We start from the raw sequence: 22,403 nt of genomic DNA on the forward strand, positions 1-22,403 counted from the left end.
CCGGCTTGGTGAAATTGCGAACCGCCCACGAGGAGGCGGCAAACAGCGACCTCACGAGGCTCGCGGGGGGCTTTCTAATCACTCCCCTGACGCCCGGTCAACCCTGGGGACATACAGGGCAATCAAGTGACTGGAAGAGATGCCGTTCGCCCGATTCTTCCGCTCGCTCGCGCGTGATCGACGACATGGTGTATAACCGGCCGGTCCATCTGCCAGCCCACCGAAAGCCGGGCTCTTTCATGTCATCGAATGAACTCGTCGAAAGCGCAGCGCACGGGGAGAACGAACACGAGAGCGCCGAAGGCTCGCCGGACCGGCGGGGGTTGCTGGTCGCCGGCATCGTCCTGCTCGCCTGCCTCGGGCTCGTCGGCAACGGCATGCTCGACACCGATGAGCAGCCGAAGCCGCGAGCGATGCCGACGGCCGAGGTCGCGTACGAGGTCACGGGGACGGGGACCGCCGAGATCTCCTACCTCGCCCGCAGCGAGGACGGCACGGCCACGGTCGAGAAGGGCGTCACGCTTCCCTGGAAGAAGTCGGTCCAGGCGCCCCTCGGCAAGGCCCCGACCGTCGCCGTCGTCCTCGACGAAAAGGGCGGACAGGCGACCTGCACACTCGCGATCCGCGGCAGACACGTCCAGCGCGCCACCGCTATGGGGGAGTTCGGGCGCACCACGTGCACCGGCGAGCTTCCCTCCGGCGACGGCGAGGGGTGACGCGGGGCACTCGGAATCAGCCGCCGTCCGGTTTGTCCGCCCGGGTGTGTCAAGGCAATCGCGTCGTGTATAACGCACCGGTGTGCGGCGGGAATGCGGATGCGAACTCTTCGCAGTAGAAGCGTGATTGGGGCCTCACGGCCTCCGAAACCGTGCTGCCCGCTCGATTCCGTCCCACGACATGACCTGCCGTCGGCCCGTGACCGGCCGCGGATACTGATCAGCTGCGAACGAGGGATGGGACATGAGTCCGAGAGGAGCCCGCGCCAGGCGGGCGAGCGGGAAGAAGCACGCCATCTGGTTCGCGGCGGGAGTCGTCGTCCTGGGAGGCACGGGTGTGACCGCCGTCGCCGCGTCGGGAGGTGTCGAGGACGCCGGACAGGGTGACGGGACACGGCCGGCGAAGGCGCACGTACTGGCCCTGGACGGCAAGGACCCGAAGAGGCGCGCGCTCCCGCGCACCGGGACGCAGACGTTCTCGCTCATCGGCGTCTCGTGGGAGGACAGCGGCGACACCTTCGAGGGCACCGCTCAGATACGTACCCGCAAGACGGCCACCGGCGAGTGGAGCGACTGGCGCGACCTCGACTTCGGCGTACGGGCGCCGGAGTCGACCGAGGGCGACGAGTCGGAGGCGCGCGGCGCCTCGGAGCCGCTGTGGGTCGGCCCGTCGGACGGGGTCGAGGCGCGGGTCGTCGCGAACGGCGAAGAGACCGCGGTGCCCGACGCACTCCGCCTGGACATGATCGACCCCGGCGAGACCGTCAAGGGCCAGGGCAAGGGCGCCGTCAACGGCGGCGACAAGGGGAGCGCGAAGGGGAACGGCAAGCCCACCGTCTCCCCCGACGCCACGCAGACCACCTCCACCGACCCCGCGCCGGAGCCCTCCGACCCCGCCCCGACCGAGGACCCGACGGGTTCGGCCGGTGCGCCCGAGGAGCCGGCTCCGTCCACCACACCGACCGAGTCCGCCCCGGGCACGGACCCGACGGAAGGACCGACGGGCGAACCCACCGGGGCTCCGACCGAGGCGCCCTCGACCGAGGCGCCCTCGACCGAGCCTCCCACCAGCGAAGCCCCCACGGACGCGACCCCCAGTACGGTGCCCACGGAGGAGCCCACCGGCCCCGTGCCCTCCACCGAGCCGAGCATCACCCCCGAGCCCGGCACCAGCGGGCCGAGCACCACCGAGCCCAGCACCACCGAGCCGAGCACCACTGCTCCGACCACCACCGCACCGGCCACACCGACCGCACCGGCCGCTCCCGCCGTCGTCAGCCGTGCCGACTGGGGCGCGGACGAGTCGCTCGTCCAGAACCCGCCCACGTACCTGAACAAGGTCGACGCCGTCTTCGTCCACCACACCGCCGGGACGAACGACTACACCTGCGCCGACTCCCCCGCCATCATCCGCGCGATCCTCACGTTCCACGTGAAGACGAACGGCTGGAACGACATCGGCTACAACTTCTTCGTCGACAAGTGCGGCACGGTCTTCGAGGGCCGCGCGGGCGGCGTGGACCGGCCCGTCCTCGGGGCCCACACCTACGGGTTCAACAGCTATTCCTCGGGCATCTCCCTGCTCGGCGACTACGAGAACGGCGGCACGCCGACGGCCGCGGCCAAGCAGGCCATCGCCGACCTCGCCGCCTGGAAGCTCGGTCTGCACGGCGTCGACCCGGAGTCGAAGGTGACGCTCACCGCCGCCGCCGACACCGGCGTGTGGACGAAGGGCCAGGCCGCCACGCTGAACACCGTCTCCGGACACCGCGACGGCTACGCCACGCTCTGCCCCGGCGCGAGCCTGTACTCGGCGCTCCCCGCAATCCGTACGGCCGCGGGCGCTTCCCCGTACGGCATCGGAAACTGACGAGCATCCCGGTCGAGGGCGGCGCTCCGGAGCACCCGCGGACGCCGCCCCGCACAGCCGTCCACGCCTCACATGGGCTCGACCAGACCGGCCCGCCACTCCGGGCGCGGATCGGCTCCGGAGATCGCCGTGCGGCACCTCGACCTCGGAGACCACCTCGTCGCCGTCGGCCACGACCCTCAGCACCCGGATCGACCAGCCCTCCGGGTCTTCGCGGTCCCACAACACAGCATTCACACACAGGGCAGTTCATTCGAACATCGCTGTGATAGAAATGAGTCATGGGTGTCGCCAATCGTCTGGACCTGACCCTGCGATTGGTGCAGGGCTCCGACCGGGTTTCCGTGTCGGAGCTCTCCCATCGACTGGGCGTATCGGAGATGACCGTGCGCAGGGACCTCGACGCGCTGGAGCGTCAGGGACTCGTGCGGCGCGTGCACGGTGGCGCCGTCGCCACCCGCGTACGGGACGAGCAGGCCGGCTTCTCGGCGCGCGAGCCGTGGCAGGCCGCCACGAAGGACCGGCTGGGTGCGGCGGCGGCCGCACTGGTGGAGCCGGGGTCGCGCGTCCTCCTGGACGCGGGGACCACGACCGTGCACGTGGCCGAGCACCTGGCGGCCCGGGGCCCGCTGACGGTCGCCGTGCTCAGCATCCAGGCGGCGGTGGTCCTGGCCGACAAACCCGGGATCGACCTCCTGGTCGTCGGCGGGCGCTCCCGTCCCGGTGAGCGCTCCCTCGTCGGTCCGCTCGCCCTGCGCACGCTGGAGTCGCTGGCCTTCGACTGCTTCCTGATGTCCATCGGCGGGATCCACGCCGAGCACGGCTGGTCGGAGTTCTCCCTGGACGACGCGGCCGTCAAGCAGGTCGGCCTCGCCCGGGCCGGCCGCACGGTCGCGGTGGCCGACGCCACCAAGCTCGGCGTACGGGCGTTCAGCCGGGTCGCCCCGCTCGGCGCGGCGCACCACTTCGTCACCGACCGGGCCGCGGAGGACCCCGCCACGCACCCGGGCGGGCCCCAGACGCTGGACGCGCTGCGGGAGGCGGGCGTCGACGTCCAGCTGGCCTGAAACCGCCGGCTGTCTCTGCTCTCTCCGCCGTCTCCGCTTTCGTACCGAGGAGTGATCCGCCCGTGACCACCGTTCCCCGCCCGCTGATGATCCTCGTCGCCGGCCCGTACCGCTCCGGCACCGGTGACGACCCCCACAAGCTCGAAGCGAACGTACGGGCCATGAACGAGGTCGCCCTCGTCCTCTTCCGCGCCGGGCACCTGCCCGTCACCGGCGAGGCCCTCGCCCTCCCGCTCCTGGAGGCCGCCGGCGGCGCCCGCCCCGGCGACGCGCTCTTCCAGGAGGTCTTCCACCCGGTCGCCGAGCGCCTGCTCTCCCGCTGCGACGCGGTCCTGCGGATCGGCGGGCCCTCGGAGGGAGCCGACATGATGGTCGCCCGGGCCCGCGAGCAGGGCCTCGACGTCTACGGCTCCCTCGCCGCCGTCCCGGCCCTCGTCCCCGCCGTCCCGGCACTCACCCCCGCCGTCGTCCCGCCCACCGCTCGATGACCGCCGGCATCGACACCCCCGACCGCCGCGGCCGCACCGGCCTCGACCGGCAGGGCCGCGACCTGACCGGCAATCCGCGCGTACGGATCCGGGACGTGGAGGTGCTCTCCTGCGACTGGTTCGTCCTGCGCAAGACCACCTTCGACTACCGGCACAGCGACGGGCACTGGAGCCGCGAGCAGCGCGAGACCCACGACCGCGGCGACGGCGCGACCGTCCTCCTCCACAACACCGCACGCCGTACGGTGCTCCTGACCCGCCAGTTCCGCCTCCCCGCCTACGTGAACGGGCACCCCGACGGCATGCTCCTCGAAACCGCCGCCGGACTCCTGGACGACGAGAGCCCCGAAGAGGCGATCCGGCGGGAGGCCGCCGAGGAGACCGGGCACACCATCGGGGCCGCGGAGCACGTCTTCGACGTCTACATGAGCCCCGGCTCGGTCACCGAACGGCTGCACTTCTTCGCCGCCCCCTACGAGTCTGCGGACTTCGCCGGCGGAGGCGGCGGAATCGCCGCCGAGGGCGAGGACATCACGACCGTGGAGCTCCCCTTCTCCGAGGCGCTCGCCATGGTCCGCGACGGCCGGATCGCCGACGCCAAGACCATCATGCTGCTCCAGTGGGCGGCACTCGACGGACCGTTCCGACCGCTGTGAGCGGGACTGCGGTTTTCCGCAGGAAGGTGGGCGGGAAGCCCCATACCGATGCTGAGCTGGGCTTTCTAGCGTGGAGCCGTACCGGGGAGATCGCCACGGTACGCCTTCCTCACCACCTGGAGACCGCGTCATGCCGCTCACCCGTCAGCTGCTGCTCGCCCAGGCCGCCCAGGAACCCGCCGACGGTGTCGCCGGGTGGGCCGCCGGGCTCGTCGAGACGATGGGCGGGCCCGGCGCGGGGCTCGCCATCGCGCTGGAGAACCTCTTCCCGCCGCTGCCGAGCGAGGTGATCCTCCCCCTGACCGGCTTCGCCGCCGGGCAGGGCGTGATCAGCCTGGCCTCGGCACTGTTCTGGACGACCCTGGGCTCGGTGGTCGGCGCCGTGGCCCTGTACTGGATCGGCGCGCTGTTCGGGCGGCGGCGCATGCACGCGCTCTGGGCGCGGCTGCCGCTGGTGAAGGTCTCCGATCTGGAGCGCACCGAGGAGTGGTTCGCGCGGCACGGCACCAAGGCGGTGCTCCTGGGGCGGATGGTGCCGATCTTCCGCAGTCTGATCTCCGTGCCGGCCGGTGTCGAACGGATGCCGCTGCCCGTCTTCCTCCTGCTCACGACAGTCGGCAGCCTGGTCTGGAACAGCGTGCTCGTGATGGCCGGTTACTGGCTCGGGGACCGCTGGGACCTGGTCGAGGGGTACGTCGGCGTGCTGTCCAAGGCCGTCCTGGTGCTGGCGCTCGTGGCCGTGGCCGCGTACCTGGCCGTACGGCTCCGGGGGCGTGGACGCGCCCAGCACCGCCGCGCCTCGTGACCGGTGCGCGGGGACACGACCCCTCCAAGCGATCTTGTACGGGTCCGGGGCCGGCACTAGCCTCGGGAAGCGTGCGAGCGGGCGGGGAGTTGGACAGCGACCGGAGCGCCGGCCGGGAAGCCGGGCGCGGGGCCGGACAGCGGATCGAGCGCGGTGACACGGTGCCCGGATCGGCGCCGCGCCGTCTGGCCGGGTCCCTCCTCGGTTGCCCCACGGCCCTGCTCGGCGTCCTGTTCTTCCTTGCCTCCGGGGCCGTCCTCGGGCCCTTCCTGCTGTGGCCCCGGACCCGGCCGCGGGCCCGTGAGGTCCTGACGGCCGGCGCGCGGCGCCTCGCGGCGCTCGAACGCCACCGCCGCTCCGCCTTCTTCGGGGACCGTTTCCCCGGCCCGTACACGGTCTCCGACCGGCGGCTGCTGCGCTACCTCGCGGTCCGGAGCTGGACGGGCCTGGTGTACGGGATCGTCCTCGGTCTCCTCGGCTTCGGCGCCGTCCTGGCCGTGCTGCTCGTCGGGGGCGTCGTGCGCGGCACGCTCGGCCGGGCGGAGCTCTTCGCGCAGCTGCTTCTCGGCGGAGTCCTGCTCTTCCTCGACCTCCAGGGCCTGTACGCGCTGGCCGCCCTGGACGCCCGGCTCGCCCGCGAGTGCTTCGGGCCCTCCGAGAGCGAGCTGCTGCGGCGCCGGATCGACGAACTCGCCGTCAGCCGGGCCGCCGTCGTGCAGGCCGTGGACGCCGAGCGCCGCCGTATCGAGCGCGATCTCCACGACGGGGTGCAGCAGCGGCTCGTGGCGCTCGCCATGCTGCTCGGCCGGGCGCGCCGGAGCCGGGACCGCGACCCGGAGCAGGCGGACGCGCTGCTCCTCCAGGCCCACGGGGAGGCCAGGGACGTACTGGCCGAACTGCGGGACGTGGCCTGGCGGGTGTATCCGTCCGCGCTGGACAGCCTGGGTCTCGAAGAGGCCCTGGGCGGGGTGGCACAGCGGTGCTCCGTCCCGCTGCGCATCCGTTTCGAGGTGGCCGGGCCGCTGCCCCGGCCCGTGGAGACGGCCGCCTACTTCGTGGTCTCCGAGGCCGTCACGAACGCCGCCAAGCACGCCTCGGCCTCCGCCGTCTCCGTCCACGTCTCGCTCGGCGGCCCGCCCGGGGGGCCGCTGCTCACGCTGCGGATCGAGGACGACGGGCGGGGCGGGGCCGACCCGGCCGGCAGCGGGCTGACCGGCCTGCGGAGCCGGGTCGCCGCGCTCGACGGCGTCCTGCGTGTCGACAGCCCCCTCGGGGGACCCACCACTCTTGTCGCGGAGCTGCCGTGCGCGTGATCCTTGCCGAGGACTCGACCCTGCTGAGGGAGGGCCTCGTCCGCCTGCTCACCGAGGAGGGTCACGAGGTCGTGGCCGCGCTCGGCGACGCCGGGACCCTGGTCGCGGAGGTCGGAGCGCTGCGTCCGGACGTCGCGGTCGTCGACATCCGGATGCCCCCGACGCACACCGACGAAGGGCTGCGGGCGGCCGTGGAGATCCGCGAGCGGTGGCCGGAGACGGGTGTCCTGGTCCTCTCGCAGCACGTCGAGCGGAGCTACGCGGCCCGGCTGCTCGCCGCGGGAGCGGAGCGGGTCGGCTATCTGCTCAAGGACCGGGTGGCGCAGGTCGAGGAGTTCCTCGACGCGTTGGAGCGGGTCCATGAGGGTGGGGCGGCGATCGACCCGGAGGTCGTACGGCAGTTGGTCGTCCGCAGCACGCACGGCGATCCGCTGGCCAGGCTGACTCCGCGCGAGCGAGAGGTCCTCGAGGTACTGGCCCAGGGGTACACGAACGCCGCCATCGCGCGGCAGCTGCACCTGTCCCTCAGCGCGGTGGAGAAGTACCTCAACGCCGTCTTCGACAAGCTGGAGCTGCGCAGGGCGGACGGATACAGCCGTCGGATCCTGGCCGTGCTGCGCTATCTGGAGTCCTGACGCCCGAGTCCCGGCAAGAAGCCACTGATGCCCGGCGACGGCCTCTACAACCCGATGACCGCGGCCAGTTGGGCCCGCCGACGAATGTCGAGCTTTCGGTAGATGCGGGTGATGTGCAGTTCCACGGCCCGGGTCGACACCGTGAAGGACGCGGCGATCTGCTTGTTGGTGAGACCGTCCAGCATCATCGCGGCGATCCGCCGCTCATGAGGGGTCAGGGCAGCGACGGCCGCCGGTACGGGCCGCTCGCGGCGGGCGGGGGTCATGTGCCCCAGCGCCGCGTTCCACTCCCGGATGCGTGGCTCCCCGACGACCCGGGCTCGTGCGTACGGGTCGGCGTGGAGCACCTGTAAGAGCGTCCGGCGGTCGGGGGCCTCGCAGAGGAGGAACTCCCCGGTGCCGTCCCGCCACGGGCCGCCTCCGAGGAGGATTCCGAGGGCCGCCATTCTCCGCCAGTACGTCCGGTGCGCCTCGACGAAGACCGCCCGGTCCGGCTCGCTCCCGCGGAACACGAGATCGACCACGAAGGCCACGCGCGACTCCCCCATCGGTCCCGGGCGTTTCCGTTTTCGACGCTACCACCGGCCTCCGGCCCGTTGGATGAACGGCGTATTGCGGCCCGCGCCGGAGCGGACCGGGTCGCGGCGAGGACCGCGAGCACCACGATCACCGCGGTGGCTTCGGGGTCCCGTGGCTTCCCTGGGCGGGGAGGCGAGTGGTGCGCTCGGGTGGGACGCCAGGGGCGGGCAGGGGACTGCCCTCAAGATCACCGAGCGCATGCCGACGCTAATCTGCCGAGCCCCGGTGCCACGGCAGGACACACGGCGCGGTGCACAGGGCGGGGGCCGCTCACCGCTTCGGCGGAGCGCACGAGTGCGCGGGCGGAACGCGACCCCCGGTCGGGCGGCCGTCGGACGGGCGCGAACACCTCAGGCAGGCCACGGCCACGGCCACGGCCACGGCTACGGCCACGGCTACGGCTACGGCTACGGCTACGGCTACGGCTACGGCTACGGCTACGGCTACGGCCAGCAACGAGCCGGTCGACCTCACACCTGCCGTCCCTGGCCAGCGGCGGCGGTGAGCTGGCAGGATCGCTCCCATGCTCGCCTCCCTCTCCCGTGCCGCCCGCCGCCGCCTGCTGGCGCTCTCGGCCGCGCTGCTCGTGGTGTGCGGGGTGCTGGTCTGGTGGCTGGTTCCTTTCGGCTCCCCCGTCCCGAGCGGCTCCGTCACGTTCAGTACGGGTGTGCCCACCGGCGTCTACCAGCGGTACGGCGAGCTCCTCAAGCAGGCCCTCGCCGAGGACCTCCCCGAGGTGTCGGTGAAGCTCACGGACAGCGAGGGCTCCCAGCAGAACCTGGCCCGCGTGGCCTCGGGCGAGGCGGACTTCACCGTCGCGACGGCCGACGCGGTGGCCCAGTACCAGCGCGAACGCAAGCCGGGCTTCGAGCGGCTGCGCGGCTGCGCGCGGCTGTACGACGACTACGTCCAGCTGGTGGTCCGCAAGCGGTCCTCGCTGCAGACGGTGCAGGACCTGCGGGGCCTGCGGGTCGGGGTGGGCCAGGACGGCTCCGGCGTCCGCCTGATCGCCGACCGGGTCCTCGCGGCGGCGGGCCTCAACCCCTCCAAGGACGTCCAGGCGGTCTCGGCGGGCATCGACACGATGCCCGGGCTCCTGGAGGACGGCCGGCTCGACGCCTTCTTCTGGTCGGGCGGGCTGCCCACCCAGGCGGTGCAGGCGCTGTCCGAGCGGTTCCAGATCCGGCTGATCCCGCTGGACGCGGCCCTGGTCGACCGGCTCCACGACCTCGGCGAGGAGACGCGCCACTACCGCTCGGCGGTGATACCCGCCGACGCGTACACCCGCGCGCAGGACGGCCGGCCGATAGAGACCCTGGCCGTGGCGAACCTCCTGGTCACCACCGTGGAGGCCGACACCGACCTGGTGGAGGGCTTCACCCGTACGGTGATCAGGAGCCGGGACCGCATCGGCAGCCAGGTCCACCCGGCCCAGCTGGTGGACCTGCGGACGGCCGTCTACACGGAACCCCTCCCTCTCCACGAGGGCGCCCGCCGCTACTACCGCTCGGTGAAGCCCTGATCCCCGCCTCCAGACCTTGAGCTCCGCCCTTCCAGGCCCTGAGCTCCGCCCTCCAGGCCCTGAGCTCCGCCCTTCCAGGTCCTGAGGCCCCGCTCCCCGCCCTATCGCTCGCCGTAGCCCCGTCCGCCCCGCTCGCCCGGAGCGTGCCGCGGAACGGTGACGGTGACCCGCAGGCCGTGCGGCTCGTTCGGGGCGAACGCGAGGCCGCCGCCGCCCGCCGTCAGCAGGACGCGCGTGATGGAGAGGCCGAGCCCGGAGCCCTTGATGTTCTGGTGGCGGCCGGAGCGCCAGAAGCGGTCGCCGACGCGGACGAGCTCCTCCTCGGTGAGGCCGGGGCCCTGGTCGGCCACGACGACGTCGACGCCCGCCCCGTCCGGGGGCACCGAGACGGTGACCGTGACCTCCTCCCCCGCCGGGGTGAACTTCAGCGCGTTGTCGATCACCGCGTCGAGCGCGCTGGAGAGGGCCACCGGGTCCGCCCACCCCGTGACCGCCCCGCACTCCCCGGTCAGCAGGACGCCCTTGTCGTCGGCGACCGGCCGCCAGGACGCGATGCGCTCCGCCGCCAGCGCGCCGACGTCGACGAGCCGCAGCTCAGCCGCCGCGTGCTCGGCGAGCGCCAGGTCGAGGAGGTCGTCGAGGACCTGCGAGAGGCGCTTGCCCTCGGTCCGCACGGAGGCGATCTCCTCGTTGCCCTCGGGGAGCTCCATGGCGAGCAGTTCGATCCGCAGGAGCAGCGCGGCCAGCGGGTTGCGCAGCTGGTGCGAGGCGTCGGCGACGAAGGCCCGCTGCTGCTCGAGGGCGTCCTCGACGTTGTCGGCCATCTCGTTGAACGACAGGGCCAGGCGCCGCAGTTCGGGCGGGCCACCGGTCGCTGCGACCCGGGAGTTCATCCGCCCGGTGGCGATGTCGTGGGTGACGGAGTCGAGGACGCGGACGGGCCGCAGGACCCAGCCGGTGAGCCGGAACGCGGCGCCGATGGCGACCAGCATCGCCGCAGCCTCGCCCGCGAAGATCAGCAGCCAGCCGCGCAGGATGCGCGAGCGGAGCTGCCCGGTGGGCGAGTCGGTGACGACGACGGCGACGACGTCTCCGTCCCGGACGACCGGGGAGGCGATGGTGAGCCGCGCGTGGCCCTGCCAGGGCCAGACCTGCGGCGGGTTGTGACTGCGGCGCCCGAGCAGCGCCTCCTTGAAGGCGCGGCGGCCCTCGCCCTCGTACGGGACGACCCAGTCCTCGGGGGCGGCGGCCATGGAGCGGTCGTCGCGGTAGAAGATGCCGGTGCGGATGCCGTACACGTCGTGGTAGCTGGCGAGTTCGCCGTTGAGCGTGCTGCGCCGCTCGTCGGTGCTGGGGCTGCTCTCGCTGACGAACTGGGCGAGGGCCGCGAAGCGCGCGGCGTCGTCCAGCCGGTCGACGACGACCCGCTGCTGCTCGGACGCGGCGAGGCTGGCGGCGAGCGGGAAGCCGAGGGCGAGCAGGACCCCCGCCATCAGGACGATGAGCAGGGGCAGGAGTCGGGTGCGCACGGGTGGGCCGGCCGGGGGTTACGCGACGGGGGCGACCAGGCGGTAGCCGACGCCCCGCACGGTCTCGATCAGGGCGGGCATCCGCAGCTTGGAGCGCAGGGAGGCGACGTGCACCTCCAGGGTGCGGCCGGTCCCCTCCCAGCTGGTGTGCCAGACCTCGCTGATGATCTGCTCGCGGCGGAAGACGACGCCGGGGCGCTGGGCGAGGAGCGCGAGCAGGTCGAACTCCTTGCGGGTGAGAGGAATGGCCTCGCCGTCGACGCTGACCCGCCGGGTGGGCAGCTCGACGGTGACGGAGCCCAGCCGCAGCAGGGTGCCGTCGGCGGATCCGGCGGTGCCCGCCGTCGCCTCCTCGGTCCCGGCGTTGCGCCGGCTGACGGCGTGGATGCGGGCGAGGAGTTCGCCGGTGTCGTAGGGCTTGACGACGTAGTCGTCGGCGCCGAGATTGAGGCCGTGGATCCGGGAGCGCACATCGCCGCGGGCCGTCACCATGATCACCGGAGTGGCGGTGAGTTTCCGGATGCGGCCGCAGACCTGGTAGCCGTCCTGGTCGGGGAGACCCAGGTCGAGCAGGATCACGCCGTACGAGGGCCGCGCGCCCTGCGCGGTGGGCAGGACGGCCTGGAGCGCCTCCTCGCCGTTGCGGGCGTGGGTGACGGTGAAACCGTGCCGGGCCAGGATGGCGGAGAGGGCGGCGGCGACGTGGTCGTCGTCCTCCACGAGCAGCAGTCGCATGCGTACCTCCTCCGTGATCTTCGCGGTCGTCGTGGTCGTCGTGCGCGCCTCGGCGGCGGCTCTCTGTGTACCAGGTGGTACCAGGGCATGAACGCCGATCATCGGCATCACAGTCAAGTCTCCCCCTGTTACGCCGACGCTTCTGTTATCCACCCGGTACGCCCGGGGCGCCGCGTTCACACAGTGTGTCCGTTTGCGGCCGGATCGTTATCCTCAATTTCCGCTCAGATGTGATGACGGTCGTCTCATCGGGTCTCTAGTGTCCTCCCCAACCAAGCAGGACGGAGCAAGAGGCCCATGAGCGGAGTGTCAGTGTCCAAGGGTCCCGAGGACGCCACGCGCGGCGCGGACGAGCTGGTCGTCCTGTCCGAGGTCAACAAGCACTTCGGCGCGTTGCACGTCCTCCAGGACATCGACCTGACGATCACCCGCGGCGAAGTCGTGGTCGTCATCGGACCTTCCGGGTCCGGCAAGTCGACGCTGTGCCGGACGATCAACCGGCTGGAGAGCATCGACTCCGGCACGATCACCATCGACGGCAAGCCGCTGCCCGCGGAGGGCAAGGAGCTCGCCCGGCTGCGGTCCGACGTCGGCATGGTCTTCCAGTCGTTCAACCTCTTCGCGCACAAGACGGTGCTCGAGAACGTGATGCTGGGCCAGATCAAGGTCCGTAAGACGGAGAAGAAGGCCGCCGAGGCCAAGGCCCGTGCCCTGCTGGACCGGGTCGGGGTGGGCACGCAGGCGGACAAGTACCCGGCGCAGCTGTCCGGCGGCCAGCAGCAGCGCGTGGCGATCGCCCGCGCGCTCGCCATGGACCCGAAGGTCATGCTCTTCGACGAGCCGACCTCCGCGCTCGACCCCGAGATGATCAACGAAGTCCTCGAGGTCATGCAGCAGCTCGCCCGGGACGGCATGACGATGGTCGTCGTCACCCACGAGATGGGCTTCGCGCGATCCGCCGCCAACCGGGTCGTCTTCATGGCCGACGGACGCATCGTCGAGCAGGCGTCGCCCGAGGAGTTCTTCAGCAACCCGCGCAGCGACCGGGCGAAGGACTTCCTCTCCAAGATCCTTCACCACTGAGCGAGTTCGGACCTATTCTTCCCAACTCACGCCTACTCAAGGGACGTTTCACCATGAAGCTTCGCACCACCTCCGCCGCCGCCGCGGCCGCCGTCGTCCTCGCGCTGACCGCCACCGCCTGTGGCACCGGGTCCGACTCCGGCAGCAACGGCGACAAGATCAACGTCGGCATCAAGTTCGACCAGCCGGGCCTCGGCCTGAAGACCCCGGACGGCAAGTACGCCGGCTTCGACGTCGACGTCGCCCGTTACGTCGCCAAGGAGCTCGGCTACGCCGAGGACAAGATCAACTTCAAGCAGGCGCCCAGCGCCGAGCGCGAGAACCTGATCAAGAACGGTGACGTCAAGTTCGTCGTCGCCAGCTACTCGATCAACGACAAGCGCAAGAAGGAGGTCGACTTCGCCGGTCCGTACTTCCTGGCCCACCAGGACCTGCTCGTGCGCGCCGACGACAGCTCGATCACCAAGGTCGAGGACCTCAACTCCAAGAAGCTCTGCTCGGTCACCGGCTCGACCTCCGCGCAGAACGTCAAGGACAAGCTGGCCCCGAAGGCCGACCTGCAGCAGCTCGGCGGCTACTCCGAGTGCCTCACCGGCCTGGAGAACAAGGCCGTCGACGCCCTGACCACCGACGACTCCATCCTCGCGGGCTACGCCTCGCAGAAGGACCACGCGGGCAAGTTCAAGCTCGCCGGTCTCCGGATGAGCGACGAGAAGTACGGCATCGGCGTCAAGAAGGGCGACGACGAGCTGCGCGGCAAGATCAACAAGGCGCTGGAGAAGATGGTCTCCGACGGCACCTGGGAGAAGCTCGTCAAGGAGCACTTCGGCCCGTCCGGCTACAAGTACGAGCCCGCCCCCAAGGTCGAGAACTGACCTGACCCGCTCCGGCCGTGACGGCCGCCCCCGATCCGGGGCGGCCGTCGCACCGGCACCGGCCGCTGCCCACGCACCGGCCGTCCACCGACCGACCACCAGGGGAGAGCGCGGGCATCGTGTTCGACTTTCTTGATTCCGGGCAGTACGACCTGCTCGGCGCCTTCTGGGTGACGGCGAAGCTCGCCCTCTACTCGGCGATCGGCTCGCTGATCTGGGGCACCGCCCTCGTCTCCATGCGGGTCAGCCCGGTCCCGCTGATGCGCTCCTTCGGCACCGCGTACGTCAACATCGTCCGGAACACCCCGCTGACGGTGGTCCTGGTCGGATGCCTGCTGGGCCTCAACCAGACGCTGAGCATCACGCTCGGCGGAGAGCGCTCCGAGGACATCGGCTTCCGGCTCGCCGTCCTCGGCCTCGTCGCCTACACGGGCACGTTCGTCTGCGAGGCGCTCCGCTCGGGCATCAACACCGTCCCGGCGGGCCAGGCCGAGGCCGCCCGCGCACTGGGCATGAGCTTCACCCAGGTGCTGACCCTGGTGGTCCTCCCGCAGGCCTTCCGAGCGGCGGTGACCCCGCTCGCCAACGTCCTGATCGCCCTCACCAAGAACACCACCGTGGCGGCCGCCATCGGTGCCGCCGACGCGGCGTTCCTGATGAAGGAGATGATCGAGAACGAGGCCGACGCGCTCTTCGCCGTCTTCGCCGTCTTCGCCTTCGGCTTCATCGTTCTCACCCTCCCCACCGGCCTGATCCTGGGCTGGGCGGCCAAGCGACTGGCGGTGAAGCGATGAGCTCCGTCCTGTACGACACTCCCGGCCCGCGCGCGAAGCGGCGCAACCTCGTCTACACGATCGGGTTCGTGGCGGTCCTCGCCCTGGTGGGCTGGTGGGTGCTTGCCGCCCTGAACGACAAGCACCAGCTGGACGCCAACAAGTGGAGTCCGTTCGTCACCGACTCCAAGGTCTGGACGACGTACCTGCTGCCCGGTCTCGTCGAGACCCTCAAGGCCGCCGCGCTCGCCATCCTGATCGCGCTCCCCCTCGGCGCGGCCCTCGGCATCGGCCGGCTCTCCGACCACCGCTGGGTACGCGTGCCCGTCGGCGCGGTCGTGGAGTTCTTCCGCGCCATCCCGGTGCTGCTCCTCATGATGTTCGCGGCCGCCCTGTACCGGGAGTTCACGACCATCAGCTCCGACTTCCGCCCGCTGTACGCGGTCGTCACCGGTCTGGTGCTCTACAACGCCTCGGTGATCGCCGAGGTCGTCCGCGCCGGTGTGCTCTCGCTGCCCCGGGGCCAGGGCGACGCGGCCGTCGCGCTCGGCATGCGCAAGGGCCAGACCATGCTGTACGTCCTGCTCCCGCAGGCCGTCACCGTGATGCTCCCGGCCCTGGTCAGCCAGCTCGTCGTGATCGTCAAGGACACGGCGCTCGGCGGCGCGCTGCTCGGCTTCGAGGACCTGCTCAGCCAGAACCGACAGATCACGGCCAACTACGGCGCCAACACGATCGCCACCCTCGTGGTCATCGCGCTGATCTACATCGTCCTCAACGGCATCCTCACCAACCTCGCCGGACGTGTGGAGAAGCGTCTGCGGCAGGGGAAGAAGTCCGCCGCGGCGGCCATCCCGGCCCAGTCGGCAGCGCCCGAGATCGAGGCGAAGACCATCAGCGGAGCCTGACCCGAGGTCGGACCCCACCGGCTGTGACCGCTGGGGTCCGACGGGGTCCGTGGGACAACAGGGGTGGGCCGGAGCGGTACTGACTTCATGTCAACCGCACCGCGCCCACCCCGTCGCTTGACGCAAGCACCCTCAGTGGGTTGCATACGGTCTGTGATCAACCACCGGGCTCGTGCCACACTCAGCTGTGCTGCCCTCATGACCGTCCGGCCTTCAGGAGCCGCGCCGTGGACCCGGTGATCATCGTGGGCGCCGGGCCGGTCGGCCTCGCGCTCTCCCTCGCGCTCGCCGCGCAGGGCGTGCCCAGCGTCGTCCTCGACGAGGGCTCCGGCAAGGAGGAACCGCGCCCCGCGCGCACCGCCGTCCTGCGCGCCGACATGGCCGCGATGGTCGATCGTCTCGGCTGCACCACCCTCCGCGACGAGGGCGTGCGCTGGGTCGGCTGGCGCAGCGTGCGCCGCCGCCAGCTCGTCCGCCACACCCCGCTCGACCTGGGGCTCAGCGGTACGGAGGAGTGGGCGGAGGACCCGGACGCCCCGTCCGTCCCGGCCGCCCCCCTGCACATCCCGCAGCACGCCCTGGCGCGCGGGCTGCGCGACGCGATCGGCCGGCAGAAGCTCGTCCGGCTGGTCACCGAGGCCCGGCTCGACACGATCGAGCAGGACCGGGACGGCGTCGTCGCCCACACCCGCGGCCCGGAGGGCACCTGGTGGCGCGGCAGCCACCTCGTCGGCTGCGACGGGGCCCGGTCCACCGTGCGCAAACTGCTCGGCATCCGCTTCCCCGGCCGTACGGCGGTGGAGCGGCACGCGGTCGCCGCGCTCCGCACCGAACTCCCCTGGCCCGGCGAGGCCCTGTTGCACCGCCAGCCCCCGTGGCGGGGCGCCGGCGAGGAGATCGCCGCCCGCCCGCTGCCCGACGGGGTGTGGCGGATCGACTGGCTGCTGCCGCCCCGCGGCGAGCTCGTCACGCCGGACGCGCTGGTCACCCGCATCCGCGAGACCCTGGCGGGCTGGTGCGACGGGGTGACTCCCCCGTACGAACTCATCGACACCGGCGTCCACACCCTGCACCACCGGCTCGCCCGGCGCTGGCGGGTCGACCGGGTGCTGCTTGCCGGGGACGCGGCGCATCTGCTCGGCGCGGTCGGCACCCAGGGCCTCGACGAGGGCCTGCGGGACGTGGACAACCTCGCCTGGAAGCTCGCCCACACCTGGCACCACGGCGCCTCGGAGCGGTTGCTCGACAGCTACCAGAGCGAGCGGCGGACGGCCATCGCCTCCCGGCTGCGCGCGGCGGACCAGTCCCTGCCGGCCTTGCGCGGCGGCGGTGGCCTGCGGACGTACCTCCTCGGGGCGGCGCGCGTCCACGACGCCCTGCTGACCGACGGCCATGTGGGGCGCGGTCCGCTCGGAGCGCCTCCCGCATACCCGCACTCCCCCCTCGCGCCTCCGAGCGCCGAGGGCCAGACCCCGGTGGGCACGCCGACGGGCGCCCCGGTCGAGGACGTCCGGGTGACCGCCCCGGACGGCACGACCGTACGGCTCCGGGACAGGCTCGGTCAGGGCCGGTTCCTGGTCCTGCTCGTCGCCCCCGGCACCGGCGTGTGGGACCGCCGCCACTGGCGGACCGCCGGTGTGATGCCCCGGCTCGAAGAGGCCGTACGCGCCCTCCCGGCGAAGGCGGAGGTCCTGGTCACCGAGGCGTATCCCGGCGCCCCGGCCCACGCCGTCCTGCTCGTCCGGCCCGACGGGCACCTCGTCGCGTCCTTCGCCGGGGTCCGCCCGGAGGAGCTGTACGCGGCGGCCGACGCGGCCCGCGGCGGATCCCCCACCGCCGAGGCACCGACCGAGGAGCCCCCGGAGAAGGCCGGCGCCAAGGGCGCGTCCGCGGGCGGGGCGAAGGACACGAGCGAAACGCCCGCCGGAGTTCCCCGCGAGCTCCCCACCGACGTCCCCACCGAGGTGTCCGTCGAGGTGTCCGTGTCCGCCGAAACCGACCACACGGTGGACATGCATTGATTCCGCGCGGGCGCGCATGGTGTACTCCGGAGCGTGACCGACACCGATGTGCGCCTGTGGCGGAGGGTCCATATGGACCTCGTCCGCTATGCGGGCTGCATGTGTCGCCCCTCCTGCTGACTTCGCCCCCTTCCCCGCGCGCGCCCCGCCACTGACGTCCGTCCGTGTGCCCGGTGCCGTCGCGCCCTCCTCGCGAACTCCAGGACGGTCATCCGTGCCCCAGCCTGCCCCCGCTCCCTCCCCTGTCGTCTCCACGTTCGCTTCCGCCGCCCCGACGGCGGCCGAACTCCTCGACTTCGTCCGCCGGACGGCCGCCGACCGGGACCTCGTCGACTCCCTGCCGCTCGACCCCGAGGGCCGCACCTGGGTACGGCTCGACGGCCCCGGCGGCAGCGAGGCCTGGCTCATCGGCTGGCCGCCCGGCACGGGCACCGGCTGGCACGACCACGCCGAGTCCCTGGGCGCCTTCGCCACCGCACGCGGGGCACTGACCGAGAACGCCCTCGCGGTCCGGCTGCCTGCGAGCGGCTGGAAGACCCTGGAGCTGGCGGACGGCCTCGACCGCTCCCGGCGGCTGTCGGAGGGTGACGGCCGGGCCTTCGGCCGCCACCATGTGCACGAGGTGCTCAACGAGTCCCCGGACACCCACGCGGTGTCCGTGCACGCGTACTACCCGCCACTCCCGCTGATCCGGCGGTTCAGCCGGACGGACGCGGTGCTCCGCCTGGAGCAGGTCGAGCGTCCGGAGGACTGGCAGTGAGCGAGGAGCGGGTGGCCGGGGAAGTCGCCCCGGAACGAGTGGGCATCGACGAACTGCTCGAACGGGTCAGGGCGGGCATCGACCGGATCGAGCCCCGCGCCGCCCACGAGGCGTACGAGGCGGGTGACGCGCTCCTCGTGGACACGCGCTACGCGGCCCTGCGACAACGGGACGGGCTGATCCCGGGCGCGCTGGTCGTGGAGCGCAACGAGCTGGAATGGCGGCTCGACCCGCTGGGCAGCCACCGCGCGCCGGAGGCGGACAGCCACGACCTGCGGGTGGTCGTCCTCTGCAACGAGGGTTACGCCTCTTCCCTCGCGGTCGAGTCCCTCCGCCGCCTGGGGTTGCACCGCGCGACCGACCTCATCGGCGGCTTCCAGGCCTGGAAGGCGGCGGGCCTCCCGGTCCTGCTCCCGACGACCCCCGGCTGACCGCGCCGGACGAGTCCTTCTGCCCCCCGGTCAGAAGGACTCGTCCAGCCCGTCCGTGGACTCACCCTCGGCCTCCAGCGCCTGGCGGACGACGCGGAGTGCCATGCCCTCCGGGTACCCCTTGCGGGCGAGCATCCCGGCGAGGCGGCGCAGGCGCTTGTCTCTGTCGAGACCTCGTGTGGCGCGCAGCTTGCGGTCGACGAGCTCGCGCGCCGTGCTCTCCTCCTGCTCGGAGTCGAGCTGGTCCACCGCCTCCTGGATGAGCGCCGGCTCGACGCCCTTGGTCCGCAGCTCGCGGGCGAGGGCCCGGCGAGCGAGGCCCCGGCCGTGGTGGCGGGACTCCACCCAGGCCCCCGCGAAGGCGGCGTCGTCGATGAGCCCGACGTCCTCGAAGCGGGAGAGGATCTCCTCCGCCACGTCGTCGGGGATCTCCCGCTTGCGCAGGGCGTCGGCCAGCTGCTTGCGCGTGCGGGGGGTCCCGGTGAGCAGGCGCAGACAGATCGCCCGCGCCCGCTCAGCCGGATCCTGGGGTGACGGCTCCTTCTCGGCCCTCGACGAGTCGGGGCCGTCACCCGGCCATTCGGTGCGACCGGTCACCGGTTCAGCTCTTGGCCGCGGTGGCCTTGGTCGCCTTCGCGGTCTTGGTCGCGGGTGCCGGGACGGTCTTGGCGGCGTCGTCCGCGCCGGCCGCGTCGGCACCGGCCGTCGCGTCCGCAGCGGGCTCTGCCGACGGGTCCTGGGGCTTGACGCCGACGCCGAGCTTCTCCTTGATCTTCTTCTCGATCTCGTCGGCGAGGTCGGGGTTGTCCTTCAGGAAGTTACGGGCGTTCTCCTTGCCCTGGCCGAGCTGGTCGCCCTCGTACGTGTACCAGGCACCTGCCTTGCGCACGAAGCCGTGCTCCACGCCCATGTCGATCAGACCGCCCTCGCGGCTGATGCCCTGGCCGTAGAGGATGTCGAACTCGGCCTGCTTGAAGGGGGGCGCGACCTTGTTCTTGACGACCTTGACGCGGGTGCGGTTGCCGACCGCGTCCGTGCCGTCCTTGAGGGTCTCGATCCGGCGGATGTCGAGGCGCACCGAGGCGTAGAACTTCAGGGCACGGCCACCGGTCGTGGTCTCCGGCGAACCGAACATCACGCCGATCTTCTCGCGGAGCTGGTTGATGAAGATCGCGGTGGTCTTGGACTGGTTGAGCGCGCTGGTGATCTTCCGGAGCGCCTGGCTCATCAGACGGGCCTGGAGACCGACGTGCGAGTCGCCCATCTCGCCCTCGATCTCCGCACGCGGGACGAGCGCGGCGACGGAGTCGATGACGATCAGGTCGAGGGCGCCGGAGCGGACGAGCATGTCGACGATCTCGAGCGCCTGCTCGCCGTTGTCCGGCTGGGACAGGATGAGGTTGTCGATGTCGACGCCGAGCTTCTTGGCGTACTCGGGGTCGAGGGCGTGCTCGGCGTCCACGAAGGCGACCTGGCCGCCGGCCTTCTGGGCGTTGGCCACGGCGTGCAGCGTCAGGGTCGTCTTACCGGAGGACTCCGGTCCGTAGACCTCCACGACGCGGCCGCGAGGCAGGCCGCCGACACCGAGCGCGATGTCGAGCGCGGTCGATCCGGTGGAGATCACCTCGATCGGCTCCTGGACGCGGTCACCCATGCGCATCACGGCGCCCTTGCCGAATTGGCGTTCAATCTGTGCGAGCGCGGCGTCGAGCGCCTTCTCGCGGTCGGTTCCTGCCATGGGTTCCACCCGGTTTGCTTGAGTCGATCGCTTCATGTGAAAGACGCTAACCCCTGCCACTGACAATGGGCCCCGGCGTCCCCTCCGACCTGTGGACAACTCGCCGGCGAGCCGCCGACAAGCCCTGATTTTCCGGGGCCGGACCTCCATCAGAATGGATGTTCGATTTTAGTGTCAAGCGCGCCACGCACACCGGCACGACCCGCCCCCGCACTCCGCTCCGCCGAGTTCACCGCCCCGGCTCTCGGGCCTACGATCGGCTCACCGAGGCCCCATTGAGGCCCACTGACCAGGGGCGCGGAGAGGACGAGGAACATGGCGGGCGACGAGCGGGAACTGGCCGAGGCCCAGCGGGCGCACTGGCAGAGCACGTACTCCACCCATCCCGGCATGTACGGCGAGAAGCCGTCCGCGCCCGCGGTCCACGCCGCCTCCCTCTTCCGTTCCGCCGGCGCCCGGGAACTGCTCGAACTCGGCGCCGGACACGGCCGTGACGCCCTGCACTTCGCCGACGAGGGCTTCACCGTGAAGGCCACCGACTTCTCCGCGACCGGCCTGGAGCAGCTGCGCGGCGCCGCGCTCGCCCGGGGGACGGCGGAGCGGGTCACCACGGCCGTCCACGACGTCCGCGACCCCTTGCCGCTGCCGGACGCGTCGGTCGACGCCGTGTTCGCCCACATGCTGCTGTGCATGGCCCTGTCCACCGAGGAGATCCGGGCTCTCGTCGCCGAGGTCGCCCGGGTCCTGCGGCCCGGCGGCACCTTCGTGTACACCGTCCGCCACACCGGCGACGCCCACTACGGCACCGGAATCGCCCACGGCGACGACATCCACGAGCACGGCGGCTTCGCCGTGCACTTCTTCCCCCGCGAGCTGGTCGACACCCTCGCCGAGGGCTGGACCCTGGACGAGGTCCACCCCTTCGAGGAGGGCGACCTGCCCCGCCGCCTGTGGCGCGTCACGCAGACCCTGCCCCGCTGAGCGTCGGCCCGCTACCGGCGGCCTTCCTCCACCGGCAGCGACCCGCCGGGGACCGCCGTCACCGGCGACAGCTCCGGGCGCTTGGCCCGGCGGCCGTCGCCCGACGAGCGGCCGCGGAGGCGGCGGCCCAGCCAGGGGCCGAGGAAGGCCCCGGCCCAGCGCACTTCGGCTCCCATCGCACGCAGGCCCGTGAGCGGAGGGTGCGGCGGCGGGGGCAGCGGCCGGGACCAGGAGTCGTCGCTGCCGGGCAGGTCGAGGGCGTGGGCGACCGCGGCGGCGATCCGCTCGTGGCCGAGCGGACTGGCGTGCAGCCGGTCGACGCTCCACATCCGGGGGTCGGTGACGACCGGGTGCTGCGCGGCCTCGGCGACCGTGACGCCGTGCCGGCGCGCGGCCTCCCGGATGAGCTCGTTGAGGTGCCGCACCCGGGCCCCGAGCGGGCGGGCCACCGGGATCAGCCGGCCGACATCGGGGAAGGTGAGGGTCGCGACCCGGGCGCCCTGGCCGGTCAGAGCCGCGAACATCGCCTCCAGATGCCCGGCCGTCGCCTCCGCGTCGAAGCCGGGCCGCAGCAGGTCGTTCACCCCCGCGACGACCGTGGCCAGGTCGGGCCGCAGCGCGAGCGCCGGGGCCATCTGCTCGGCGCGCACCTGGCCGGCGAGCCGGCCGCGTACGGCCAGGTTGGCGTACAGCATGTCCGGTTCGTCACGGGCGAGCAGCTCGGCGAGCCGGTCGGCCCAGCCGCGCAGGCCTGCGGTGTCGTCGCCGTCGCCGACCCCTTCGGTCTGGCTGTCCCCCAGGGCGACGTACCGCAGAAACGTGCCGTCCGACATGAGGCCTCCGTCTTCGTCGCGCCCCCGGGACGCCCCGCCTTACTAACTTTTTTGACTATACAACTCAATTCTTGCCGAGCGCCGA

24 protein-coding genes are annotated in these 22,403 nt (G+C 72.1%); 18 read left to right on the forward strand and 6 right to left on the reverse strand.

All coding sequences use genetic code 11. The features are described 5' to 3' along the window. Positions 1–239 precede the first annotated feature (239 nt). The 8 genes from DEJ46_RS10290 to DEJ46_RS10325 all read left to right on the forward strand — a co-directional run bounded on the left by DEJ46_RS10290 (position 240) and on the right by DEJ46_RS10325 (position 7,550). Entirely contained in the window at positions 240–716 is a 477-nt protein-coding gene (locus DEJ46_RS10290; protein WP_150265427.1) for a hypothetical protein, read from the forward strand. 244 nt (positions 717–960) lie between these two features. Then, a complete protein-coding gene (locus tag DEJ46_RS10295; RefSeq protein WP_150265429.1) occupies positions 961–2,586 on the forward strand; it encodes a peptidoglycan recognition protein in 1,626 nt (541 codons plus the stop codon). Positions 2,587–2,867: 281 nt separating this feature from the next. Further along, positions 2,868–3,653: a DeoR/GlpR family DNA-binding transcription regulator gene (locus DEJ46_RS10300; RefSeq protein ID WP_150265431.1), complete on the forward strand. Its 786-nt coding sequence runs from the start codon at positions 2,868–2,870 to the stop codon at positions 3,651–3,653. 86 nt (positions 3,654–3,739) lie between these two features. Further along, the gene (locus DEJ46_RS10305) at positions 3,740–4,141 is read left to right on the forward strand and encodes a DUF4406 domain-containing protein (protein WP_150274294.1); all 402 of its coding nucleotides are present in this window, start codon (positions 3,740–3,742) and stop codon (positions 4,139–4,141) included. Next, positions 4,138–4,797, forward strand: coding sequence for an NUDIX domain-containing protein (locus tag DEJ46_RS10310; RefSeq protein ID WP_150265433.1), 660 nt, complete (start codon positions 4,138–4,140; stop codon positions 4,795–4,797). The genes DEJ46_RS10305 and DEJ46_RS10310 overlap by 4 nt, the downstream gene beginning before the upstream one ends. A 130-nt stretch (positions 4,798–4,927) precedes the next feature. Next, positions 4,928–5,602, forward strand: coding sequence for a DedA family protein (locus DEJ46_RS10315; RefSeq protein WP_150265435.1), 675 nt, complete (start codon positions 4,928–4,930; stop codon positions 5,600–5,602). Positions 5,603–5,673: 71 nt separating this feature from the next. Further along, positions 5,674–6,915 carry a sensor histidine kinase gene (locus DEJ46_RS10320; protein WP_411757740.1) on the forward strand — a complete coding sequence of 414 codons (1,242 nt, stop codon included), beginning with the start codon at positions 5,674–5,676 and terminating at the stop codon, positions 6,913–6,915. Beyond that, positions 6,906–7,550 (forward strand): response regulator transcription factor, encoded by a 645-nt coding sequence (locus DEJ46_RS10325; RefSeq protein ID WP_190622552.1) that lies wholly within the window; start codon positions 6,906–6,908, stop codon positions 7,548–7,550. The genes DEJ46_RS10320 and DEJ46_RS10325 overlap by 10 nt, the downstream gene beginning before the upstream one ends. A 44-nt stretch (positions 7,551–7,594) precedes the next feature. On the opposite strand, the gene DEJ46_RS10330 is transcribed toward DEJ46_RS10325, so the two are convergent. Next, the gene (locus tag DEJ46_RS10330; protein ID WP_223834585.1) at positions 7,595–8,083 is read right to left on the reverse strand and encodes a LuxR C-terminal-related transcriptional regulator; all 489 of its coding nucleotides are present in this window, start codon (positions 8,081–8,083) and stop codon (positions 7,595–7,597) included. Between the two features lie 569 nt (positions 8,084–8,652). Here DEJ46_RS10330 and DEJ46_RS10340 point away from each other — a divergent pair. Continuing rightward, a complete protein-coding gene (locus DEJ46_RS10340; protein WP_150265441.1) occupies positions 8,653–9,651 on the forward strand; it encodes a TAXI family TRAP transporter solute-binding subunit in 999 nt (332 codons plus the stop codon). Between the two features lie 101 nt (positions 9,652–9,752). Here the strand turns inward: DEJ46_RS10340 and DEJ46_RS10345 are convergent, their stop codons facing one another. Both DEJ46_RS10345 and DEJ46_RS10350 read right to left on the reverse strand, forming a co-directional pair. After that, positions 9,753–11,180, reverse strand: a complete 1,428-nt coding sequence (locus tag DEJ46_RS10345; protein ID WP_150265443.1) for a sensor histidine kinase — start codon at positions 11,178–11,180, stop codon at positions 9,753–9,755. Positions 11,181–11,198: 18 nt separating this feature from the next. Further along, the gene (locus DEJ46_RS10350; protein WP_150265444.1) at positions 11,199–11,915 is read right to left on the reverse strand and encodes a response regulator transcription factor; all 717 of its coding nucleotides are present in this window, start codon (positions 11,913–11,915) and stop codon (positions 11,199–11,201) included. Between the two features lie 297 nt (positions 11,916–12,212). Here DEJ46_RS10350 and DEJ46_RS10355 point away from each other — a divergent pair, with 297 nt between their 5' ends. The 8 genes from DEJ46_RS10355 to DEJ46_RS10385 all read left to right on the forward strand — a co-directional run bounded on the left by DEJ46_RS10355 (position 12,213) and on the right by DEJ46_RS10385 (position 18,766). After that, entirely contained in the window at positions 12,213–12,998 is a 786-nt protein-coding gene (locus DEJ46_RS10355; RefSeq protein ID WP_150265446.1) for an amino acid ABC transporter ATP-binding protein, read from the forward strand. A 53-nt stretch (positions 12,999–13,051) separates the two neighbouring features. Continuing rightward, on the forward strand, positions 13,052–13,873 hold the full coding sequence (locus DEJ46_RS10360; RefSeq protein ID WP_150265448.1) for a glutamate ABC transporter substrate-binding protein: 822 nt from the start codon (positions 13,052–13,054) through the stop codon (positions 13,871–13,873). Positions 13,874–13,992: 119 nt separating this feature from the next. Then, positions 13,993–14,667, forward strand: a complete 675-nt coding sequence (locus DEJ46_RS10365) for an amino acid ABC transporter permease (RefSeq protein ID WP_150265450.1) — start codon at positions 13,993–13,995, stop codon at positions 14,665–14,667. Beyond that, the gene (locus DEJ46_RS10370) at positions 14,664–15,554 is read left to right on the forward strand and encodes an amino acid ABC transporter permease (protein ID WP_150265452.1); all 891 of its coding nucleotides are present in this window, start codon (positions 14,664–14,666) and stop codon (positions 15,552–15,554) included. The genes DEJ46_RS10365 and DEJ46_RS10370 overlap by 4 nt, the downstream gene beginning before the upstream one ends. A gap of 227 nt (positions 15,555–15,781) precedes the next feature. Beyond that, a complete protein-coding gene (locus tag DEJ46_RS10375) occupies positions 15,782–17,575 on the forward strand; it encodes an FAD-dependent monooxygenase (RefSeq protein ID WP_223834586.1) in 1,794 nt (597 codons plus the stop codon). Positions 17,576–17,623: 48 nt separating this feature from the next. Next, positions 17,624–17,695, forward strand: coding sequence for a putative leader peptide (locus DEJ46_RS40745; RefSeq protein WP_317852217.1), 72 nt, complete (start codon positions 17,624–17,626; stop codon positions 17,693–17,695). Positions 17,696–17,789: 94 nt separating this feature from the next. After that, entirely contained in the window at positions 17,790–18,335 is a 546-nt protein-coding gene (locus DEJ46_RS10380) for a cysteine dioxygenase (RefSeq protein WP_190622554.1), read from the forward strand. After that, positions 18,326–18,766 (forward strand): rhodanese-like domain-containing protein, encoded by a 441-nt coding sequence (locus DEJ46_RS10385; RefSeq protein ID WP_223835454.1) that lies wholly within the window; start codon positions 18,326–18,328, stop codon positions 18,764–18,766. The genes DEJ46_RS10380 and DEJ46_RS10385 overlap by 10 nt, the downstream gene beginning before the upstream one ends. Positions 18,767–18,796: 30 nt before the next feature. Here the strand turns inward: DEJ46_RS10385 and recX are convergent, their stop codons facing one another. Both recX and recA read right to left on the reverse strand, forming a co-directional pair. Beyond that, a complete protein-coding gene (recX, locus tag DEJ46_RS10390) occupies positions 18,797–19,363 on the reverse strand; it encodes a recombination regulator RecX (RefSeq protein WP_150265454.1) in 567 nt (188 codons plus the stop codon). 4 nt (positions 19,364–19,367) lie between these two features. Then, complete coding sequence (recA, locus tag DEJ46_RS10395; RefSeq protein WP_150265455.1) at positions 19,368–20,504, reverse strand: recombinase RecA; 1,137 nt, start codon at positions 20,502–20,504, stop codon at positions 19,368–19,370. A 315-nt stretch (positions 20,505–20,819) separates the two neighbouring features. Here recA and DEJ46_RS10400 point away from each other — a divergent pair, with 315 nt between their 5' ends. Then, the gene (locus DEJ46_RS10400) at positions 20,820–21,485 is read left to right on the forward strand and encodes a class I SAM-dependent methyltransferase (protein ID WP_150265457.1); all 666 of its coding nucleotides are present in this window, start codon (positions 20,820–20,822) and stop codon (positions 21,483–21,485) included. A gap of 11 nt (positions 21,486–21,496) precedes the next feature. Here the strand turns inward: DEJ46_RS10400 and DEJ46_RS10405 are convergent, their stop codons facing one another. Then, the gene (locus tag DEJ46_RS10405; RefSeq protein ID WP_150265459.1) at positions 21,497–22,318 is read right to left on the reverse strand and encodes an SGNH/GDSL hydrolase family protein; all 822 of its coding nucleotides are present in this window, start codon (positions 22,316–22,318) and stop codon (positions 21,497–21,499) included. Positions 22,319–22,403: the final 85 nt, after the last annotated feature.

The organism is Streptomyces venezuelae, from assembly GCF_008642375.1.
Classification (GTDB): Bacteria; Actinomycetota; Actinomycetes; order Streptomycetales; family Streptomycetaceae; genus Streptomyces; species Streptomyces venezuelae_G.

Excerpts from the sequence above, each read along its gene's own strand:
- DEJ46_RS10295 (WP_150265429.1), top strand. The coding sequence starts at position 961 with ATGAGTCCGAGAGGAGCCCGCGCCAGGCGGGCGAGCGGGAAGAAGCAC.
- DEJ46_RS10340 (WP_150265441.1), top strand. The coding sequence starts at position 8,653 with ATGCTCGCCTCCCTCTCCCGTGCCGCCCGCCGCCGCCTGCTGGCGCTC.
- DEJ46_RS10315 (WP_150265435.1), top strand. The coding sequence starts at position 4,928 with ATGCCGCTCACCCGTCAGCTGCTGCTCGCCCAGGCCGCCCAGGAACCC.
- DEJ46_RS10370 (WP_150265452.1), top strand. The coding sequence starts at position 14,664 with ATGAGCTCCGTCCTGTACGACACTCCCGGCCCGCGCGCGAAGCGGCGC.
- recA (WP_150265455.1), bottom strand. The coding sequence starts at position 20,504 with ATGGCAGGAACCGACCGCGAGAAGGCGCTCGACGCCGCGCTCGCACAG.
- DEJ46_RS10400 (WP_150265457.1), top strand. The coding sequence starts at position 20,820 with ATGGCGGGCGACGAGCGGGAACTGGCCGAGGCCCAGCGGGCGCACTGG.
- DEJ46_RS10300 (WP_150265431.1), top strand. The coding sequence starts at position 2,868 with ATGGGTGTCGCCAATCGTCTGGACCTGACCCTGCGATTGGTGCAGGGC.
- DEJ46_RS10405 (WP_150265459.1), bottom strand. The coding sequence starts at position 22,318 with ATGTCGGACGGCACGTTTCTGCGGTACGTCGCCCTGGGGGACAGCCAG.
- DEJ46_RS10305 (WP_150274294.1), top strand. The coding sequence starts at position 3,740 with ATGATCCTCGTCGCCGGCCCGTACCGCTCCGGCACCGGTGACGACCCC.
- DEJ46_RS10290 (WP_150265427.1), top strand. The coding sequence starts at position 240 with ATGTCATCGAATGAACTCGTCGAAAGCGCAGCGCACGGGGAGAACGAA.
- DEJ46_RS10360 (WP_150265448.1), top strand. The coding sequence starts at position 13,052 with ATGAAGCTTCGCACCACCTCCGCCGCCGCCGCGGCCGCCGTCGTCCTC.
- DEJ46_RS10350 (WP_150265444.1), bottom strand. The coding sequence starts at position 11,915 with ATGCGACTGCTGCTCGTGGAGGACGACGACCACGTCGCCGCCGCCCTC.
- DEJ46_RS10310 (WP_150265433.1), top strand. The coding sequence starts at position 4,138 with ATGACCGCCGGCATCGACACCCCCGACCGCCGCGGCCGCACCGGCCTC.
- DEJ46_RS10355 (WP_150265446.1), top strand. The coding sequence starts at position 12,213 with ATGAGCGGAGTGTCAGTGTCCAAGGGTCCCGAGGACGCCACGCGCGGC.